20 protein-coding genes are annotated in these 18,044 nt (G+C 69.6%); 12 read left to right on the top strand and 8 right to left on the bottom strand.

Annotated elements, in window-relative coordinates:
- The first annotated feature begins 206 nt into the window (after positions 1-206).
- Both phnE (XAN126_RS0107350) and phnE (XAN126_RS0107345) read left to right on the top strand, forming a co-directional pair.
- A complete protein-coding gene (gene phnE, locus XAN126_RS0107350; RefSeq protein ID WP_024277948.1) occupies positions 207-1,091 on the top strand; it encodes a phosphonate ABC transporter, permease protein PhnE in 885 nt (294 codons plus the stop codon).
- Positions 1,088-1,948, top strand: coding sequence for a phosphonate ABC transporter, permease protein PhnE (phnE, locus tag XAN126_RS0107345; RefSeq protein WP_024277947.1), 861 nt, complete (start codon positions 1,088-1,090; stop codon positions 1,946-1,948). The genes phnE (XAN126_RS0107350) and phnE (XAN126_RS0107345) overlap by 4 nt, the downstream gene beginning before the upstream one ends.
- Positions 1,949-2,153: 205 nt before the next feature.
- On the opposite strand, the gene XAN126_RS0107340 is transcribed toward phnE (XAN126_RS0107345), so the two are convergent.
- Positions 2,154-2,795, bottom strand: a complete 642-nt coding sequence (locus XAN126_RS0107340) for a pyridoxamine 5'-phosphate oxidase family protein (RefSeq protein ID WP_024277946.1) — start codon at positions 2,793-2,795, stop codon at positions 2,154-2,156.
- A 60-nt stretch (positions 2,796-2,855) separates the two neighbouring features.
- Complete coding sequence (gene phnF / locus XAN126_RS0107335; protein WP_081762551.1) at positions 2,856-3,653, bottom strand: phosphonate metabolism transcriptional regulator PhnF; 798 nt, start codon at positions 3,651-3,653, stop codon at positions 2,856-2,858.
- Positions 3,654-3,805: 152 nt separating this feature from the next.
- On the opposite strand from phnF, the gene phnG reads away from it, so the two are divergent.
- From phnG to phnN, 8 genes are all read left to right on the top strand, one after another.
- Positions 3,806-4,306, top strand: a complete 501-nt coding sequence (gene phnG, locus XAN126_RS0107330) for a phosphonate C-P lyase system protein PhnG (protein ID WP_280938288.1) — start codon at positions 3,806-3,808, stop codon at positions 4,304-4,306.
- Positions 4,306-4,950: a phosphonate C-P lyase system protein PhnH gene (phnH, locus tag XAN126_RS0107325; protein WP_024277943.1), complete on the top strand. Its 645-nt coding sequence runs from the start codon at positions 4,306-4,308 to the stop codon at positions 4,948-4,950. The genes phnG and phnH overlap by 1 nt, the downstream gene beginning before the upstream one ends.
- A 3-nt stretch (positions 4,951-4,953) precedes the next feature.
- Positions 4,954-6,162 (top strand): carbon-phosphorus lyase complex subunit PhnI, encoded by a 1,209-nt coding sequence (locus XAN126_RS0107320; RefSeq protein ID WP_024277942.1) that lies wholly within the window; start codon positions 4,954-4,956, stop codon positions 6,160-6,162.
- Positions 6,163-6,200: 38 nt separating this feature from the next.
- Entirely contained in the window at positions 6,201-7,223 is a 1,023-nt protein-coding gene (locus XAN126_RS0107315; protein WP_024277941.1) for an alpha-D-ribose 1-methylphosphonate 5-phosphate C-P-lyase PhnJ, read from the top strand.
- On the top strand, positions 7,220-7,999 hold the full coding sequence (phnK, locus tag XAN126_RS0107310) for a phosphonate C-P lyase system protein PhnK (RefSeq protein WP_024277940.1): 780 nt from the start codon (positions 7,220-7,222) through the stop codon (positions 7,997-7,999). The genes XAN126_RS0107315 and phnK overlap by 4 nt, the downstream gene beginning before the upstream one ends.
- A 44-nt stretch (positions 8,000-8,043) precedes the next feature.
- Positions 8,044-8,781, top strand: coding sequence for a phosphonate C-P lyase system protein PhnL (gene phnL / locus XAN126_RS0107305; RefSeq protein WP_051460809.1), 738 nt, complete (start codon positions 8,044-8,046; stop codon positions 8,779-8,781).
- 109 nt (positions 8,782-8,890) lie between these two features.
- Positions 8,891-10,027 carry an alpha-D-ribose 1-methylphosphonate 5-triphosphate diphosphatase gene (locus XAN126_RS0107300; RefSeq protein ID WP_024277938.1) on the top strand — a complete coding sequence of 379 codons (1,137 nt, stop codon included), beginning with the start codon at positions 8,891-8,893 and terminating at the stop codon, positions 10,025-10,027.
- A complete protein-coding gene (gene phnN, locus XAN126_RS0107295) occupies positions 10,024-10,617 on the top strand; it encodes a phosphonate metabolism protein/1,5-bisphosphokinase (PRPP-forming) PhnN (protein ID WP_024277937.1) in 594 nt (197 codons plus the stop codon). The genes XAN126_RS0107300 and phnN overlap by 4 nt, the downstream gene beginning before the upstream one ends.
- Positions 10,618-10,736: 119 nt before the next feature.
- Here phnN and XAN126_RS0107290 read toward each other — a convergent pair whose 3' ends face one another.
- Together XAN126_RS0107290 and XAN126_RS27615 are read right to left on the bottom strand one after the other, a co-directional pair.
- Entirely contained in the window at positions 10,737-11,435 is a 699-nt protein-coding gene (locus XAN126_RS0107290) for a TIGR00266 family protein (protein WP_024277936.1), read from the bottom strand.
- Between the two features lie 113 nt (positions 11,436-11,548).
- A protein-coding gene (locus XAN126_RS27615) for an IS5 family transposase (RefSeq protein ID WP_155982245.1) occupies positions 11,549-12,303 on the bottom strand; the annotation gives its coding sequence in 2 pieces (ribosomal slippage) (positions 11,549-11,970 and positions 11,970-12,303; 756 coding nt in all).
- A gap of 133 nt (positions 12,304-12,436) precedes the next feature.
- On the opposite strand from XAN126_RS27615, the gene XAN126_RS27610 reads away from it, so the two are divergent.
- Positions 12,437-13,161 (top strand): IS5 family transposase gene (locus XAN126_RS27610; protein ID WP_197024012.1). Its coding sequence is split into 2 segments (ribosomal slippage): positions 12,437-12,746 and positions 12,746-13,161, totalling 726 coding nucleotides; the frame shifts between segments, so codons are not numbered across the junction.
- 116 nt (positions 13,162-13,277) lie between these two features.
- Complete coding sequence (locus XAN126_RS26075) at positions 13,278-14,309, top strand: hypothetical protein (RefSeq protein ID WP_024277931.1); 1,032 nt, start codon at positions 13,278-13,280, stop codon at positions 14,307-14,309.
- Between the two features lie 279 nt (positions 14,310-14,588).
- Here the strand turns inward: XAN126_RS26075 and XAN126_RS0107260 are convergent, their stop codons facing one another.
- The 4 genes from XAN126_RS0107260 to XAN126_RS0107245 form a co-directional block, all read right to left on the bottom strand.
- Positions 14,589-15,329: a FadR/GntR family transcriptional regulator gene (locus tag XAN126_RS0107260; protein ID WP_081762550.1), complete on the bottom strand. Its 741-nt coding sequence runs from the start codon at positions 15,327-15,329 to the stop codon at positions 14,589-14,591.
- A 69-nt stretch (positions 15,330-15,398) separates the two neighbouring features.
- Positions 15,399-16,139 (bottom strand): SDR family NAD(P)-dependent oxidoreductase, encoded by a 741-nt coding sequence (locus XAN126_RS0107255; RefSeq protein ID WP_024277929.1) that lies wholly within the window; start codon positions 16,137-16,139, stop codon positions 15,399-15,401.
- 8 nt (positions 16,140-16,147) lie between these two features.
- Positions 16,148-16,909 (bottom strand): SDR family NAD(P)-dependent oxidoreductase, encoded by a 762-nt coding sequence (locus tag XAN126_RS0107250; protein WP_024277928.1) that lies wholly within the window; start codon positions 16,907-16,909, stop codon positions 16,148-16,150.
- A complete protein-coding gene (locus XAN126_RS0107245; protein WP_024277927.1) occupies positions 16,906-17,889 on the bottom strand; it encodes an NAD(P)H-quinone oxidoreductase in 984 nt (327 codons plus the stop codon). The genes XAN126_RS0107250 and XAN126_RS0107245 overlap by 4 nt, the downstream gene beginning before the upstream one ends.
- Positions 17,890-18,044: the final 155 nt, after the last annotated feature.

The following is an 18,044-nucleotide window of genomic DNA, read 5'->3' as shown; positions in this document are numbered from 1 at the left end:
CTCTGGGCGGCCGGTTCCCCGGACAAGCGACGGCGCAGCCGGAGCGCTGATCCGGGGTCCAGGATCAGGTCCGGCGCAGCCGTCCATGGCCCGCCGGCCTCATCGCTTGAGCCACCTCCGGCGCAGTATTGCGCTGGGCCCCGGCTCTCCTTCCACTGCGCTCCCGCTCCGTTCCAGTCGGCCGGGGCGCGAGGGAGAACATGGTCTTGTCCCACGCCATCACCCGGCTGCCCGACGAGCAGATCGCCCCGCTGATCGCCCATTACGATGCGGCTGTGCGGGCGCGGCGGCGGCATACGCTGATCATGTTCGGCGTGATCGCCGTGTGCACCGTGCTCGCCGCCTGGATGGGCGAGGTGAAGCCGGACGTGTTCTTCGCCCACGCGGACCGTCTGCCCAACTATTTCTGGAGCATCACGCCGGTCCTGCACTGGAACACCCTCGGCGCCGATCTTTCCGAGTGGTACTGGAACCTCGACCACTGGCTGAAGCTGCTGCTGGATACGATCCTGATCGCCTATCTCGGCACGCTCATCGGCGCCATCGGCGGCTTCTGCCTGTGCTTCCTCGCCAGCGCCAATCTGGTGAAGAGCCCGTGGATACGCCTCGGCGCCCGCCGCTTCCTGGAATTCTGCCGCACGGTGCCGGAGCTGGTGTTCGCCCTGCTGTTCGTGGTGGCTTTCGGGCTCGGCCCGCTGCCGGGCGTGCTGGCGCTGGCCATCCACACCATGGGCGCGCTCGGCAAGCTGTTCGCCGAGGTGGTGGAGAACATCGACATGAAGCCGGTGGAAGGCGCCACCGCCTCCGGCGCCTCCTGGCTCACCACCGTGCGCTTCGCCGTGGTGCCGCAGGTGCTCTCCAACTTCGCCTCCTACGGCCTGCTGCGCTTCGAAATCAATGTGCGCGAAGCCTCCATCATGGGCTTCGTCGGGGCCGGCGGCATCGGGCAGGACCTCGTGGAGGCCATCCGCAAGTTCTATTACTCCGATGTCTCCGCCATCCTCCTCCTCATCATCGCGGCGGTGATGATCATCGATCTCGTCACCGAGCAGGTCCGCCACCGCCTTCTCGGCTTCGGAGGCCAGCGATGAGCCGGGCCCGCATCCACCTTTCCGGAGACGAGCGCGCGCGCCTTGCCGCCACCCATCCGCACCTGGTCGCGCCGCCCGTCGGCACGCGGGTGCGCGCCGGCGTGGTGATCGCGGCATTCGCATCCATCGCCGCCTTCGGCTTCTGGCAGCTCGGCTTCAATTTCGACCGGCTGGGCAGCGGCATCGCGCAGCTCGCGCGCTTCGTCACGCTGATGATGCCGCCCGATCCCGGCACGCAGCTGCCGCTCTACATGCACGCGCTCGGCGAGACGCTGGCCATCGCCTTCCTCGGTACGCTGGGCGGCGCCATCATCGCCTTTCCCTTCGGCTTTCTCGCCGCGAAGAACGTCATTCCCAACATCTTCGCCCATTTCACTGTCCGCCGCGTGCTGGACACCGTGCGCGGCGTGGACCGGCTGATCTGGGCGCTGATCTATGTGACGGTGGTGGGCCTCGGCCCGTTCGCCGGCATCCTCGCCATCGCCACCGCGAGCTTTGCCGAGCTGGGCAAATTGTTCTCGGAGGCCGTGGAGGCGCTGGACAGGAAGCCCGTGGAGGGCGTCGTCTCCACCGGCGGCTCGCCCGTGGAGGCGGTGCGCTTCGGCATGCTGCCGCAGGTGCTGCCGGTGCTGGCGAGCCAGTTGCTCTATTACTTCGAATCCAACGCCCGCCAGTCCACCATCGTCGGCATCGTCGGCGCGGGCGGCCTCGGCCTGCACCTCGCCGAGCAGATCCGCGTGCTGGAATGGCAGAAGGTGTCGTTTCTCGTCCTGATGATGCTCATCATGGTGGCGGTGATCGACTTCATCTCCTCCCGCCTGCGCTTCGCCATCATCGGCAAATCCCGCATCGGGTGAACGCGCGGGCAGATCGCCTTGGTACGGACCCGCGCCATTTCCTCCACTCCCCCACCTTCTCCGCAGTCATCCCCGCCTTGTGCGGGGGGATCCACTTCGCAGCCGAATCGGTGTGCGGTTGTTCAGACACCCGGCTCGGCGGAGGGGTGGATGCCCCGGACAAGCCGGGGCATGACGGTGCACTCAAAGGGCGTCTCGCTCAGCCTCAGTACAGAATCCCGCGATAGCGCGCGACCATCTGCTCCTGGCTCTCCGGCGCCTCGGTGACGAACGGCGAGGCGGCGCCGGCGGCGTCCTTGGCGGCGATCTGGTCGCGCAGCATCTCGCCCATGGTGGGCAGTTGGGTGCGCTCCACCTGCGCCTCCGGCTCCCACAGGCGCGAGCGCATGAAGGCCTTGGCGCAGTGCAGGTAGGCCTCCTTCACCTCCACCCGCAGCACCGTGCGCGGCGCCTTGCCGCCGACGGTGAAGAGGCGCGTCAGCTCCTCATCGTCATGGATGAAGGCATTGCCGTTTACCCTGAGCGTCTCATCCACGCCGGGAATGAGGAAGAGCAGGCCGACCTGCCCGGTGGCGAGGATGTTGGTGAGGGAATCCAGCCGGTTGTTGCCCGGCCGGTCGGGTATGAGCAGGTCGCGCTCGCGCGCCGCAACGAAGCCCGGCACATCCCCGCGCGGCGAGACATCGGCGGCGCCGGAGGCATCGGTCGTGGCGATGAGCACGAACGGGCTCAGCGAGATGAAGTGCCGGCAGTGCCGGTCCAGCCGGTCCAGCTGCTTGGCGACGCTGCGTCCGGCAGCAGCACCATAGAGACGGCGCAGGGCGGCTTCATCGGCGACGACGGCCATGGGGCAGAACCTCCTTCGGATACCTATTTCTCGCGCAAACGATTGGGCTGACGCAAGCACCTAGGGCTTGAAAACCAGCTGTACCCGATCGGCGGCGAAGGAGGAGCGGCCCCATTGCAGCGGCGCGCCGTTGGCCTCCACGTCGAGCCGCTCCAGCACCATCACCGCGCGGCCGGGGGCGAGGGAGAGAATGTCCATCTCGCGCGGATTGGCGGGGCGGGCGGTGATGCGGGTCTCGCGGCGGCGGAAATCCTCGATGCCCAATGTCGCCAGCGCCCGCGTCAGCGATCCGGTGGCTTCATAGATGAGATCGAGGTCGCGGCAGCGGGCGGCGGGAAACCAGGCCGAGCCGCAGGAGATGGGTACGCCGTCCGCCTCGTGGGTGGTCTCGATGCGCAGCACCGGCGTGCCGATGGCGAGCTGCAACTCGCGCGCCACGTCCGCATCCGCCGCCTCCACCGTGGAGCCGCGGAACCGGCCGGACGGCTCGCGCCCGCCCGCGGCCACGATCTCGGAAAAGCGCGTGCGCGGGCCGATGGGATAGCGCAGCGGCGGCTCCTTCACGAAGGTGCCCCGCCCCGCCGTCGCCTCGATGAGCCCGGCCTCGGAGAGATGGGAGAGCGCGCGGCGCAAAGTGTGGCGATTGACGCCGAAGCGCTCGGCCAGCTCGGCCTCCACCGGCAGGCGCACGCCGGGCGCGAGCGTGCCGGCGAGGATGTCCGCCTCCAGCTTCTCGGCGATCTGCCGCCACAGCGTGACGCCACTGCCCCGCGCGACGGAGGGCGCGGCTGGCGATGCCTCGTCCTCCGTCATCGGGCTGTGACCATCGGCGGCGAGACTGCGCGGCGCACCAGACATTCCTGCCTCTCAACGTCCGCCCCGCGAAATCGCAAAGGGCGCGGATACCTTCTTGCACATTTGTATAGACTATTATACAAACAATGTCCAGCAAGGCCCCGCGACAGGGTTCGCCCGTTTGCGCCAGGGTCAGGGACATCTGGAGACCGCCCGTGAGGTCCGAACCGCCGCACATCACCGAGCCGCAAATTGCCGCCGTTTCCGACCCCGCCGCCGAGCAGGCCGCGCGGGAGGTGATGATGGGCCTTTATGCCCGCGCCACCCGCGCCGAGCTTCAGGCCGCCGTGGAGCGCTTCCAGCCGCTGCCGCAGCTGAAAAGGCTGCGCCCGGCGGAGGCCGGCCTCATCATGGTGCAGGGCCGCACCGGCGGCGACGGCGCTCCCTTCAATCTGGGCGAGGCGACCGTGACCCGCGCCGCCGTGCAGCTCGCGGGCGGTGCCACCGGCGTCTCCTATCTGCTCGGCCGCGACCCGGCGAAGGCGGAGGCCGCCGCCATCCTCGACGCTTTGTGGCAGGACGCGGCGCTGCGCCTCGCCGTCACCGACGCGCTCACCGCCGTGCGGCGCCGCCTCGCGGTGGAAGCGGCGCGCGCGGCGGAGGAGACGGAGGCCACCAAGGTCAATTTCTTCACCATGGCGCGGGGAGAAGACTGATGGCCGAGATTGCCCCCGCCGTGACTGCCCTCGCCGTCCCTGCCCTCGCCGCCGGCTTCGCCGATCCGGTGCATGACGCCCAGCGCAGCTTTGCCGCCGTGATGCGCGCCATGGCCGAGCCGGGCCTTCCCGTGCCGCTGGCGAGCGACCTCGATCCGCCCGCGCCGCTCTCCCGCGAGGCCGCCGCCTGCGCCCTCGCGCTGCTCGATTACGAGACGCCGGTGTTCCTCGACGCGGCGCTCTCCGCCGCGCCGGCGGTGGCCGCCTTCCTGCGCTTCCACACCGGCGCGCCGGTGGTGGACGACCCCGCCGCCGCCCGGTTCGCGTTCATCGCCGACGCGGCGGCGCTGCCCGATTTCGGCGCCTTCGCGCAGGGCGAGCCGGACTATCCGGATCGCTCGGCGACGCTCATCGTGCAGGTCAGCGATTTCGGCACCGGCGCGATCGTCATCGAAGGTCCGGGCATCAAAGGCCGCCGGAGCTTTTCCGCCGCGCCGCTGCCTTCCGACCTGCCGACGCGGCTCGCCGCCAACCGGGCGCTCTACCCGCTCGGCATCGACCTCATCCTCACCGCGCAAGGGCTCGACGGACTTGGGGCCGTGCTCGGCCTGCCGCGCACGGTGAAGCCCGTGATGGAGGACTGATCCATGTACGTGGCCGTAAAGGGCGGCGAGGCCGCCATCCGCAATGCCCACGCGTTGCTCGCCAAGAAGCGGCGCGGCGAGGAAAGCGTGCCGGAGATCGGGCTCGACCAGATCGCCGGCCAGCTCTCCCTCGCCGTGGACCGGGTGATGGCCGAGGGCTCCCTCTATGACCGGGAGCTGGCGGCCCTCGCCATCAAGCAGGCACGGGGCGATCTGATCGAAGCCATCTTCCTCGCCCGCGCCTTCCGCACGACCTTGCCCCGCTTCGGCGCCTCGGTGCCGGTGGATACGGGCGCCATGCGCATCGAACGGCGCATATCCGCCACCTTCAAGGACCTGCCCGGCGGGCAGGTGCTCGGCCCCACCTTCGACTACACCCACCGCCTGATGGACGAGCGGCTGGCGACACACGCGAGCGATGCTGACGCGCCGCGCCAGCTCGCCCCCTCTCCCCTCGCGGGAGAGGGCTGGGGTGGGGGGGAGGAGCGCCGGAAAGCGAGCACCGCTTTGGGGGAGAGGCCTGACCCCTCACCCCCGGCCCCTCTCCCGCAAGGGGAGAGGGGGGAAACGCGCATGCCCCGCGTCACCGATCTGCTCGGCGGCGAAGGCCTCATCGAGCCCTCCCCGGCCGATGACGGCACGCCGCCGCGCGACCTCACCCGCGAGCCGCTCTCCTTCCCCGCCGACCGGCCGTTGCGCCTGCAGGCGCTGGCGCGGGGCGACGAGGGGTTCCTACTGGCGCTCGGCTATTCCACCCAGCGCGGCTATGCCCGCACCCATCCCTTCGTGGGCGAAATCCGCTTCGGCACGGTGGAGGTGAGCCTTCCCGTGGAGGAGCTGGGCTTTGCGGTGCCCCTCGGCGACATCGCCGTCACCGAGTGCCAGAGCGTGAACCAGTTCAAGGGCTCGGCCACCGAGCCGCCCCAGTTCACCCGCGGCTATGGCCTCGTGTTCGGCCAGTCCGAGCGCAAGGCCATGTCTATGGCGCTGGTGGACCGCGCGCTGCGCTTCAAGGAGCTGGGCGAGGAGAAGAGCGCCCCGTCGCAGGACGAGGAATTCGTCCTCTCCCATTGCGACAACGTGCAGGCCACCGGCTTCGTGGAGCATCTGAAGCTGCCCCACTACGTGGACTTCCAGGCCGAACTCGACCTCATCCGCCGCATGCGCGCGGAGGCCGAAGCCCCTGACGAGATGAAGGAGGCCGCCGAATGACTGCCGTCGCCACGTCGCACGCCAATTGCGCCTCTTCCATGCCGGCCATCACCTACAATTTCGCCTATCTCGACGAGCAGACGAAACGGATGATCCGCCGGGCCATCCTGAAGGCCATCGCCATCCCCGGCTATCAGGTGCCCTTCGCCTCGCGCGAGATGCCCATGCCCTACGGCTGGGGCACCGGCGGCGTGCAGGTGACGGCGGCCATCCTCGGCGCCGACGACGTGCTGAAGGTGATCGACCAGGGCTCGGACGACACCACCAATGCGGTGGCCATCCGCACCTTCTTCGAGACCACGGCCGGCGTCGCCACCACCACGCGCACGCAGGACGCCACCATCATCCAGACCCGCCACCGCATCCCGGAGGCGGAGCTGAAGGCCGGGCAGACCATCGTCTTCCAGGTGCCCATCCCCGAGCCGCTGCGCTATCTGGAGCCGCGCGAGACCGAGACGCGCCGCCTGCATGCGCTGGCCGATTACGGCCTGATGCAGGTGAAGCTCTACGAGGACATCGCCCGCCACGGCCACATCGCCACCACCTATGCCTATCCGGTGAAGGTGGAGGGCCGCTACGTGATGGACCCCTCCCCCATCCCCAAGTTCGACAATCCCAAGATGAACGACAGCCCGGCCCTGCAATTGTTCGGCGCCGGGCGCGAGAAGCGCATCTACGCCATCCCGCCCCACACGCAGGTGGTGTCGCTGGATTTCGAGGACCATCCCTTCAAGGTACAGGCCTTCAAGGAACCCTGCGCCTTGTGCGGGGCGACCGGAGTCTATCTCGACGAGGTGATCCTCGACGACAAGGGCGGGCGCATGTTCGTCTGCTCCGACACCGACCATTGCTCCACCCGGCAGGCGGAGGGGCACACGGGGACCATGAGCGCGCCCTATGCCGCTCAAAGCGCCCCCCTCACCCCCGGCCCCTCTCCCGCAAGGGGAGAGGGGAGCGATACCGCGGGTACCCCCTCTCCCCTTGCGGGAGAGGGTGGATCGCGGCGCAGCCGCGAGACAGGTGAGGGGTTCCCCGCCACCGGGAACGGAGAGGCGCGATGACCACCGATACCCCCCTCCTCACCGCCCGGGGCCTCGCCAAATATTACGGCCACCGCCTCGGCTGCCGCGACGTGGACCTGACCCTGCACGAGGGCGAGGTGCTCGCCATCGTCGGGGAAAGCGGCTCCGGCAAGTCCACCTTGCTCGGCCTCCTCTCCACCGAGCTGGCCCCCTCCGCTGGCAACGTCACCTACCGGATGCGGGACGGCGCCACGCGTGATCTCGCCTCCCTCTCGGAGGCCGAGCGCCGGCTGCTGCTGCGCACCGACTGGGGCTTCGTGCGCCAGCATGCCGAGCAGGGGCTGCGCATGGCGGTCTCGGCCGGCGGAAACGTGGGCGAGCGACTGATGGCGGTGGGCTGGCGCCATTATGAGAACATCCGCAGCGAGGCCACCGACTGGCTTTCGCGCGTGGAAATCGCCGCCGAGCGCATCGACGACGACCCGCGCACCTTCTCCGGCGGCATGCGCCAGCGCCTGCAGATCGCCCGCAACCTCGTCACCCGCCCCCGCCTCGTCTTCATGGACGAACCGACCTCGGGCCTCGACGTCTCGGTGCAGGCCCGCCTGCTCGACCTCATCCGCCAGCTGGTGGAGGAGTTCGGCCTCGCGGTGGTCATCGTCACCCACGACCTCGCGGTGGCGCGGCTGCTCTCCCACCGCATCATGGTGATGAAGTCCGGCCGCGTGATCGAACAGGGCCTCACCGATCAGGTGCTCGACGACCCGCGCGAGCCCTACACCCAGCTCCTCGTCTCCTCGGTGCTTGCGGCATGATGATCCCTTATTCCGGCACCCCCGCGTCCACTTCCGCAAAGCGCATGACCGATGGTGAAGGCAATGCGCCGGCGCTGGTCGGGGACACGCAGGACCTCCTCCTGTCAGTCGAAAACCTCGCCAAGAGCTTCACCCTGCACCTGCGCGGCGGGCTCACCCTTCCCGTGGTCTCCGGCGTCACCTTCGATGTCGTGGCGGGAGAGTGCGTGGCGCTGGGCGGGCCGTCGGGCGCGGGGAAAAGCTCCATCCTCAAGATGGTCTATGGCAATTACCGCATCGACACCGGCTCCGTGCGCATCGCCGATGGCGAAGCGTTCGCCGAGGTGGCCGACGCCGAGCCGCGGCAGATGCTGTCGCTCCGGCGCACCCGCGTCGGCTATGTCAGCCAGTTCCTGCGGGTGATCCCCCGCGTCTCCACCCTCGATGTGGTGGCGGCGCCCCTGCGCGCCGAGGGTGTGGAGGAGGAGACGGCCAAGGCCCGTGCCGGCACGCTGCTCGCCCGCCTGAACCTGCCGGAGCGCCTGTGGTCGCTGCCACCCGCCACCTTCTCCGGCGGCGAGCAGCAGCGCGTGAACGTGGCGCGCGGCTTCATCGGCTCCCAGCCGCTGCTTTTGCTGGACGAGCCCACCGCATCGCTGGATGCCGCCAACCGGCAGGTGGTCATCGACCTCATCCGCGAGAAGAAGGCGGCGGGCACCGGCCTGCTGGGCATCTTCCATGATGCCGAAACCCGCGAAGCCGTCGCCGACCGGGTGGTAGACGTCACCCGTTTCGAAGCCTGATCCCCACACCCGCGAGCCGGGCTCGCGGGTCGAGCCCGCGTAGCGCCTGAGCGCCCCCTCGGCACCCGTCGAAGACCGGGGCCGCTGGAATGATCCCGGAGCCCCTTTCATGAGACAGGTTTTCGCCAACGCCCGCCTCGTCCTCGCCGACGAGATCGTGCCCGGCCACGTGAGTGTCACGGACGGCGTCATCTCCGCCATCGGGAGCGGCGTGGTGCCTGCCGGCGCCGAGGACCTGGAGGGCGATTACCTCCTGCCCGGCCTCGTGGAGCTGCACACGGACCATGTGGAGGGCCACCTCGCGCCCCGCCCCAACGTGCGCTGGAACCCCCTCGCCGCCATGCTGGCCCACGATGCGCAGATCGCCGCCTCGGGCATCACCACCGTGTTCGACTCGCTCAGGGTGTGGCCGGACAAGAAGGCGGTGGGCATGGACGGCGACGCGCCGCTCCTCATCGCCGCGCTGGAGGCGGCCCGCGCCGCCGATGCGCTGCGCGCCGACCATTTCATCCACCTCAGGTGCGAGGTGCCCACCGACACGGTGGTTCAGGACGCCGAGGCGATCCTGAAGAAGACGCCCGTGCACCTGATCTCGCTCATGGACCACACGCCGGGCCAGCGGCAGTTTGCGACCATCGACCAGTTCCGCTCCTATTACATGAAGAAGAGCGGCATCAGCGCCGAGGAGATGGACGTGATCGTCACCTCGCGGCTCGACTTCCACGAGCGCTACGCCCGCGAGAACCGCGCGGGGCTGGTGGCGCTCGCCCACGCCCACCGCTGCGTGGTCGCCAGCCATGACGACGGCACCCCCGAGCATGTGGCCGAGGCCATCGGCGACGGCGTAGCCATCGCCGAATTCCCCACCACCGAGGAGGCCGCCCGCCTCTCCCACGAGGCCGGCATCCGCGTGCTGATGGGCGCCCCGAACCTGGTGCGCGGCGGCTCCCACACCGGCAACGTCTCGGCGGAATCGCTGGCGCGCGGCGGCAGGCTGGATATCCTCTCCTCGGATTATGTGCCCTCCTCCCTCCTCTGGGCGGCGTTCGACCTCACCCGCAGGGTGCCCTCCATCCAATTGCCCGAAGCGGTGCGGATGATCACCAAGACCCCGGCCGAGGTGGCCGGCCTTGCCGATCGCGGCGAGATCGCGCCCGGCCGCCGCGCGGACCTCGTGCGGGTGGCTTTGGCCGGCGACATGCCGGTGGTGAAGGGCGTGTGGCGGGAAGGACGGCGCGTGGCATGACGAACAACGCGGCCGGCGCAAGGGAAGGCGACAGGTTCGGCCCCGGCACCCTGCTCCTCGTGGTCGGTCCCTCCGGTGCCGGCAAGGATACCCTCATCGACATCGCCCGCGCGCGCTTTGCCGGCGACCCGCGCGTGCTGTTCGCCCGCCGCCTCGTCACCCGGCCTTCGGGCACGGGGGAGGCGCACGGCACGCTGTCGGAAGCCGAGTTCGACGCGCTGCTGGCCGAGGGGCGCTTTCCCCTCTTTTGGCGCGCCCATGGGCTCAGCTACGCCCTTGGTCCGGAGGTCGCCGAGGTGATCGCACAGGGCGGCGTCGTGGTGGCCAACGGCTCCCGCGCCACGTTGCCGGAGGCCCGCCGCCGCTTCGGGCGGGTCAGGGTGGTGCATGTGACGGCGCCGGTGCCGGTGCGCGCCGCGCGCCTCGCCATGCGCGGCCGCGAGAGCGCCGACGACATCGCCGAACGCCTCGCCCGCGCGCCGGAGCTGGACGTGGCCCCGGACCTCAGCATCGACAATGTGGGCACGCCCGCCGAGGGCGGCGCGCGCCTGACCGATTTCATCGCGGACGAACTGGTCGCGGTCGCCTGACCGGGGCCTCCCCCAAAAGCCCGCGCGGCGCTTGAGCGTAGCAACCCAGCCAAAAACCGCGCAGCGCCTGAGCGGGCCCGCCTGGCCCCGGTCAAGGACCGGGGCTGACGGCAGGGGCCCTACCGCCGCTCGCCGGCCGGCAGATAGGGCTGGAGCGCGTGGGCGAGCTTGGACGGGGTGAGCGACTGGAGCCACACCGTGCCGGGCCCGGCAAGGCGGGCGAGGAAGAGGCCATCGCCGCCGAACAGCATGTTCTTCACGCCCCGCACCGTGGTGATCTCGAAGGCGACGCTGTCCTCGAACATGCCCACATGGCCGGGATGCACCAGAAGATCCTGCCCCGGCTGCAGCGTGTAGCTGACGATCTCGCCGCCCAGCTCGATGAAGGCCGAGCCCTCTCCCGTGAGGTGCTGCAGGATGAAGCCATCGCCGCCGAACACGCCGGCCCCCAGCGTCTGCTGCACCCCGACGCCGAGGGAGAGCGTTGGCGCCCCAGCGAGGAAGCCGTGGCGGTGGATGAGATAGCCGCGCCCCGGCGCCACCTGCATCTCGAAGATGCTGCCGGGCACCGTGGCGGCGAACGCCACCAGCGCTTCCCCGCCCTCGGCGGTGAACTCTGTCATGAACAGCCCGCCGCCGCCCAGCGCGCGGCCGATGGCACCGAAGAAGCCGGTGGAGCCGCCGGTGGCGGTGGTGGTGCGCATGGCGACGTTGGACGTCATCCAGGAGAGGCGGTCCGTCTCGGCCAGCACGGTCTCGCCCGGCGCCAGCGTGAAGGTGAGCACGGGCAGCGTCGTTCCGGAAATCTCGTGGCGCATGTTATCTCTCCCGGTAAGGCCGCACCGAGATTAAAGCGTTTCCGAGCGAAGTGGATACCGGTTCGCGTGCAGGAAACGCGTCACATCAAAGACCTAGGCTCAGGACTCATTGATCAGAGCCAGAAGATGACGGCTGCTGCGATGCAGATGGCAGAGAAGAAGGTGTGAGCGCATCGGTCGTAGCGTGTGGCGATGCGGCGCCAGTCCTTGAGCTTGGCGAAGAGGTTCTCGACCTTGTGGCGCTGCCGGTAGAGGGTTTTGTCATAGGGATAAGGCCGCTTGCGGCTCCGTGATGAAGGAATGCAGGGATCGATGCCCTTGTCGGCCAGTGCCTCGCGGAACCAGGCACTGTCGTAGCCCCGGTCGGCGATCAGGCATCTCGCCGGCGGCAAGGCATCGATGACGAGGCGGGCACCCTTGTGGTCGCTCATCTGGCCCTCGGACAGCACCATGATGATCGGACGGCCCTCGCCGTCGCAGACGGTGTGGAGCTTGGAGTTCAGGCCGCCTTTGGTGCGCCCGATACGACGGGGAACATCCCCTTTTTAAGCAGGCTTGCCGCCGTGCGGTGGGCCTTCAGATGGGTGGCATCGATCATGATGCGCTCGGGTCTCGGCCCTTCACCGGCGAGGTTGGCGAAGATACGGTCGAAGACCCCGAGCCGGCTCCAGCGGATGAAGCGGTTGTACAGCGTCTTGTGCGGGCCGTAGTCCTTCGGCGCATCCTTCCATTGCAGGCCGTTGCGGATCACATAGACGATGCCGCTCACCACCCGGCGGTCATCGACGCGCGGCACGCCATGGGCCAACGGAAAGAAGGGCGAGATCCGAGCCATCTGCCGCTCGCTCAGCAGGAACAAATCACCCATGCCAGTCTCCTCAAGGGAGACTGTGAATCACATCTCAAGGCAGATTAATAGGTCCTGAACCTAGGCAGTGGCCCCATAAATTTGCGCGCCTGAGCGTGTCATGATTCAAGCTCCCGAACTGGGAGGCTAACAGATGCGCCGCCACGAGCTGACCGACGAGGAATGGGCGATCATCGCGCCGCTGCTGCCGAACAAGGTGCGCGGCGTGGCGCGGGTGGATGACCGTCGGGTGATCAACGGCATCCTCTGGCGCTTTCGGACCGGTGCGCCGTGGCGGGATGTGCCGGAGCGCTATGGACCGCGTACAACCCTCTACAACCGTTTCGTGCGCTGGAGGGCCGCGGGGGGCTGGGACAAGCTGCTGGAAGCGGTCTCGGCCGCCTGTGACGGGGACATCGTCATGATCGACAGCTCCTGCGTTCGCGTTCACCAGCACGGCGCCGGGATCAAAAAGGGGGCGATGACGATGGTTGCATGGGACGCTCCCGGGGTGGACTGACAACCAAGATCCACCTCTTGCTCACCGCAGGGCAGGCCGGCGACGCACCGGCCGGGCGCGAACTCCTGGCCCGGCTCGCACCCGGCAGCATCCTCCTCGCCGACAAGGCCTATGACACGGACGCCATCCGCGCCGAGACGGCGGAACGCGGCGCTTTCGCCAATGTGCTGCCTCGCACGATCCGCAAGCGCACCTTCGCCTTCAGTCCGTGGCTCTACCGCCAGAGGAACCTTGTCGAGCGCTTCTTCAACCGCATCAAGCAGATGCGCGGCCCCGCCACGCGCTACGATCGCCGTCCGGACAACTTCCTCGCAGCCCTCAAGCTCGCTGCCGTCCGCATCTGGATCAATGCGTTATGAGTCCGCCGCCTAGAGGGTCTCCCCGGTTCCGTGGAACGGGGAGACCCTCTAGGGTGAGGAAAGGCCCACGCAAGCGAGCCTTCCGGCCAAGCCTGAAACAAGCTGAGGAAAAGCCCATGCGCGCCGCAACGCTCCTTCTCCTCTCGCTGATTGCGACCCCCGCTCTGGCGCAGCAGCCGGCCGTCCTGCCCTATCTCAACGCGCCGGCCGAGGGCGCGCCCATCCTGCGCCCGCCGACGCTCTCGCTCTCCATCAATGGCGGCCCGGCGCGGCGCGCGATCATGGATACCGGCTCCACCGGCGTGGTCGTCTCGGCCAGCGCCATCCCCGGCTTCGACCAGCTGACGCCGCTGGGTCCGGGCGAGCTCACCTACACCTCCTCCGGCCGCATCATGCGCGGGGTGAACGTGATGGTGCCGGTGACGGTGGCCGGGGCGGACGGCACCAGCATCACTACCCAGCCCATCCCGGTGCTGGCGGTGACGCGCATCGACTGCCTGCGCAATGCCCGCAGATGCCGGCCCATGGATGCGCCGCGCCGCGTCTCCATGCTCGGCATCGGCTTCGCCCGCGCCAAGGACCACCAGCCGGGCGCGGGGCCGGGGCGCAACCCCTTCCTCAACGTGGCCGGCATGGGCACGCCCGCCTTGGGACGCGGCTACGTCGTGACGCGGCGCGGCGTGCAGGTCGGGCTGGCGAAGGACACCGGCGCGGGCTTCCAGAAGGTGAAGCTCGCAGCCGACCCGGCCACCGGCGACTGGCAGCCCATCCCCGCCTGCCTCGCCCTCAACGCCCGCGCCCCCGCCGCCTGCGGCACGCTGCTGCTCGATACCGGGGTGTCCATCATGTACCTGACCCTGCCGCCGGCGCAGACGGACGGCCTCGCCGTGCCCGGCCTGCGCGGCGGGCGGGTGGTGGCGGACGGCGCCAGCCTCGCCATCTCCCCCGGCGCGGGCCAGCCGGCCCCGGCCTACAGCTTCACGGTGGGCGACCGGAGCAATCCGGTGACACCGGAACGCGTTATCCTCGTCGGCCGCGGCGACCGGCCGCCCTTCGTGAACACCACCGTGCGGGCGCTGAACACCTTCGACTATCTCTTCGATGCTGACGCCGGGGAGGCGGGGTTCCGGGCGGCGGGCGGGCGATAGGGGGAGCGAACAAAGCCGGAAGACCGGGCGGCGTCCGATTCGGTCACGCCCTGTTCGTGCTGCGTGCACGCGGTGGCCGGTGGTTCGTCCCAATCAGGGACACATGCGCGCTGTCTCGCCGTCATGGCGCCCAAGCGACCTCTCCCCGAAACAGTCGCCGTGCCATGAAAAGCGCTGGCGCGAACAAATCCCGAAAACCGGCCGCCGCCTGATTCGGTCACGGCCCGTTCCCGCTCCATCCCTGTCCCGCCCGACGCCCTGTCCCGTTCCGGGACAGGCTCATGGCTTCAGATAGAGCGCGAGCCGCGTGGCGGCGTTGCGCAGGTGCTCCTCGGCGGCGGCGCGGGCGGCGGGGGCGTCCTGCCGCTCGATGGCGGAGAAGATGGCCACATGCTCGTCCTGCACCGCCTGAGCGAGGCCGCCGAGGCGGGCGGTGTTAGCGCGGGCGGTGCGGATGAAATGGCGCACCCGGTGGTCGAGGAACTGGGAGAGGTCGCGGAAATAGGGATTGCCCGTGGCCTCCACGATGGCGCGGTGGAAGGCCATGTCCTCGTCCACCCCCGGCTCGCCGCGAAACACCGCCGCCTGCATGGCATCGAGCTGGGTCTGGATGCGGCCGAGGTCGTCCTTCGTGCGGCGCACCGCGGCGTGGGCGGTGGCGTTGGCCTCCACCGCCATCAGCAGCTCCACGATGGCGCTCATCTCCGCGCGGTCGCTGAGATCGGCGATTTCCAGCCGGAAGGACGAGGCGGCGCCGGGATCGGCGACGAAAGCCCCCGCCCCCTGCCGGCTGGTCACGAGGCCGTCGTGCTTCAGCCGGCCCACCGCCTCGCGGACGATGGGGCGGCTGACGCCGTAGGTCTCCGACATCTGGTGCTCCGTGGGCAGCTTCTCGCCGGGCTGGAGGCGGCCGGAGGCGATTTCCTCGCGCAGGCGCTGGGCCAGCGTGTCGGCGAGCGAGGGCGCGCGGCCGAGAATGTCGCGGGGCATCGCGCGGGGCGTTTCGCGGGGGTCCGCCATCCTGTGTTCCCTCACCTCCGGCGGCCGTGTGTTGTTGTTGCGCCCGCTGCTGGTGCGGCGCCCCACGGCTCAGCTAGCAATATAAAGACCACCGTTCACATGCACTGTCTCGCCTGTGACGAAGCTCGCCCAATCGGACGCGAGAAAGGCGACGACCCGCGCCACCTCCTCCGCCGTACCCAGCCGCTTCAGCGGCGTATTGGCGAGCAGCGCCCCGCCATTGGCCGCCATCAGCGGGCGCACCATGGGCGTGTCGATGAGGCCGGGCGACACCGCGTTCACCCGCACCTTCGGTGCCAGCTCCTGGGCCAGCGTGCGCGAGAAATTCAGCACCGCGCCCTTGGCCGCCGCATAGTCCGCGCGGCCGACGCTGCCCCTGTGACCGGCCATGGAGGCGACGTTGACGATGGACGCGCCCTCCACGAAATGGGGGATGGCGGCGCGGCAGGTGTAGAACACCCCGTCCAGATTCACCGCGATGCCGGTGCGCCAATAGTCGTCCGTCATCTCCGCCACCCGCCGCTCGCGGTAGAGGCCGGCCGAGGTGACGAGCACGTCCAGCGCGCCGAACTTCGCCGCCAGCGCCTTGAGCGCGGCATCCGCCTCCTCGGGCTTCGCCGCATCCTGCCGGAGCGGGAGCACGCGGGCGCCGATGGGGTCCAGCTCCGCCGCGAAGGCGGAGACGCCCGCATGGTCGAGATCGGTGAGCACACAATTGGCGCCGAGGTCGAAGAACACCCGCGCGATGGCGCGCGAAATGCCGCCGTTGGCGCCGGTCATCAGCAGGGTCTTGCCCGTAAAGTCGATCATGACGCGCCTCAGGTCATCAGCCAGCCGCCGGCCACGTCCACCACCTGTCCGGTGACGAAGGCCGAGGCATCTGAGGTGAGGAACACGCAGGTCGCCGCCACCTCCTCCGGCTGGCCGAGACGGCGCAGCGGGGTGGAGAGGCGCACCGCCTCGTTGGCGGTGGAGGCGGTGCCGCGCATCATGGGCGTGTCGATGCGGCCGGGGGCGATGGCATTCACCGTGATGCCGTAGGGGCCGAGTTCGCCCGCCAGATGCTTGGTGAAGCCGATGAGCGCGGCCTTGGAGGCGGCATAGTGGACGCCCACGATGTCGCAATAGGTGCGCCCCGCCACCGAGGCGATGTTGACGATGCGGCCCCGCCCCAGCGCCTTCATGCCGGGCGAGAGCGCCCGCACGCAGTTGAAGGCGCCGGTGAGGTTCACGTCGATCACCCGCCGCCATTCCTCCGGCGGCATCTCCCAGGCTTCCGAGCGGCGGCCATCCGCCCCGCTCTTGGGCGAGATGCCGGCATTGTTCACCAGCACCTCCACCGGACCGAGCGCCGCAGTTGCGGCCTCGGCGGCGGCCGCGACGGCGGCATAGTCGGAGACATCGGCGGCAAGGCCGATGGCGGCGACGCCGCGGGCGACGGCGGCTTCCGCAGCCTCGTTCGCCAGCGCCGCATCATGGTCCACATAGGCGACGGCGAGGCCCGCATCGGCCAGCGCATCCGCCTGGGCGCGGCCGATCCCTCGGCCGGCGCCCGTGACGAAAGCAACCCGCGCGCTCACCGGCCAGTCTCCAGCATGATCTTGCCGAGATGCGCGCTGGATTCCATCAGCGCATGGGCCTCGCGCGCCTGCTCCAGCGGGAAGGTGGCGTGGATGAAGGGCTTCACCTTGCCCGCGTCCAGCAGCGGCCACACGTCCCGCGTGAGCAGATCGGCGATGGCCTTCTTCAGCGCCACCGGGCGGGCGCGCAGGGTGGAGCCGGTGAAGGTCAGGCGCTTCAGCATGACAGGCATGAGATCGATGGTGACTTCGCTCGGCTGGAGGAAGGCGATCTGCACGAGGCGCCCCTCCACCGCGAGGGCCTGGAGGTTGCGCGCCACATAAGGGCCGCCCACCATGTCGAGGATTTCCTCGACGCCCTTGCCGTCGGTGAGCGCCTTCACCTCGGCGACGAAATCCGTGTCGCGATAGTTGATGGCCGCGTCGGCCCCCAGCGAGAGGCAGAAGTCGCACTTCTCCTGCGAGCCCGCCGTGGCGATGACCCGCGCGCCGGCATGGTGCGCGAGCTGGATGGCGGTGGAGCCGATGCCGCTCGATCCGCCATGGATGAGGATGGTCTCGCCCGCCTTCAGCCCGCCGCGGGTGAAGACGTTGTCGTAGACGGTGTAATAGTTTTCCGGCAGCCCGGCCGCTTCCAGAAGGGACAGCGGCTTGGGGATGGGCAGGCACAAGGGCGCCTCGGCGATGCAGTATTCCGCATAGCCGCCGGAGATCACCAGCGCGCAGATCTCGTCGCCGATCTTGGGAGAGGTGACGCCCTCGCCCAGCGCGACCACGCGGCCGGCGATCTCGAGGCCGGGCACGTCGGTGGCGCCGGGGGGCGGAGGATAATTGCCGGCGCGCTGGAGGCAGTCCGGCCGGTTCACGCCCGCCGCCACCACTTCCACCAGCACCTGGCCGGGGCCGGGACGCGGCACGTCCGCCGTCTCGACTGTCACCACCTCGGGTCCGCCTGCGCCCGCAAAGCGGACCTGGCGCATCGTGCTCGAAATCTCTGCCACCGGCTTCCTCCCTTGCGCCTTCTGCGAGGCTTTCCGGCACCTGTCGGCGGCGGCCTTTTCGGCCGCGCCCGGTCCCGGCGGCGCCCTCATCACGGCGCGTTCTGGTCGCCGAGGAAAATACATAGGTCGTACTT

This window comes from Xanthobacter sp. 126 (genome assembly GCF_000526175.1).
Classification (GTDB): domain Bacteria; phylum Pseudomonadota; class Alphaproteobacteria; order Rhizobiales; family Xanthobacteraceae; genus Xanthobacter; species Xanthobacter aminoxidans.
The sequence above is the reverse complement of the archived record's forward strand: the minus strand, read 5'-3'. Positions and strand labels throughout refer to the sequence as shown.

Bases quoted from the DNA above. Each gene is read 5' to 3' on its own strand.
- phnH (WP_024277943.1), top strand. From the start codon at position 4,306: ATGGCCGAGATTGCCCCCGCCGTGACTGCCCTCGCCGTCCCTGCCCTC.
- XAN126_RS0107245 (WP_024277927.1), bottom strand. From the start codon at position 17,889: ATGCGCCAGGTCCGCTTTGCGGGCGCAGGCGGACCCGAGGTGGTGACA.
- phnF (WP_081762551.1), bottom strand. From the start codon at position 3,653: ATGTCTGGTGCGCCGCGCAGTCTCGCCGCCGATGGTCACAGCCCGATG.
- XAN126_RS0107290 (WP_024277936.1), bottom strand. From the start codon at position 11,435: ATGCGCCACGAGATTTCCGGAACGACGCTGCCCGTGCTCACCTTCACG.
- XAN126_RS26075 (WP_024277931.1), top strand. From the start codon at position 13,278: ATGCGCGCCGCAACGCTCCTTCTCCTCTCGCTGATTGCGACCCCCGCT.
- XAN126_RS0107255 (WP_024277929.1), bottom strand. From the start codon at position 16,139: ATGATCGACTTTACGGGCAAGACCCTGCTGATGACCGGCGCCAACGGC.
- phnL (WP_051460809.1), top strand. From the start codon at position 8,044: ATGACCGATGGTGAAGGCAATGCGCCGGCGCTGGTCGGGGACACGCAG.
- XAN126_RS0107300 (WP_024277938.1), top strand. From the start codon at position 8,891: ATGAGACAGGTTTTCGCCAACGCCCGCCTCGTCCTCGCCGACGAGATC.
- XAN126_RS0107260 (WP_081762550.1), bottom strand. From the start codon at position 15,329: ATGGCGGACCCCCGCGAAACGCCCCGCGCGATGCCCCGCGACATTCTC.
- XAN126_RS0107340 (WP_024277946.1), bottom strand. From the start codon at position 2,795: ATGGCCGTCGTCGCCGATGAAGCCGCCCTGCGCCGTCTCTATGGTGCT.
- phnN (WP_024277937.1), top strand. From the start codon at position 10,024: ATGACGAACAACGCGGCCGGCGCAAGGGAAGGCGACAGGTTCGGCCCC.
- phnK (WP_024277940.1), top strand. From the start codon at position 7,220: ATGACCACCGATACCCCCCTCCTCACCGCCCGGGGCCTCGCCAAATAT.
- XAN126_RS0107320 (WP_024277942.1), top strand. From the start codon at position 4,954: ATGTACGTGGCCGTAAAGGGCGGCGAGGCCGCCATCCGCAATGCCCAC.
- phnE (WP_024277947.1), top strand. From the start codon at position 1,088: ATGAGCCGGGCCCGCATCCACCTTTCCGGAGACGAGCGCGCGCGCCTT.
- XAN126_RS0107315 (WP_024277941.1), top strand. From the start codon at position 6,201: ATGCCGGCCATCACCTACAATTTCGCCTATCTCGACGAGCAGACGAAA.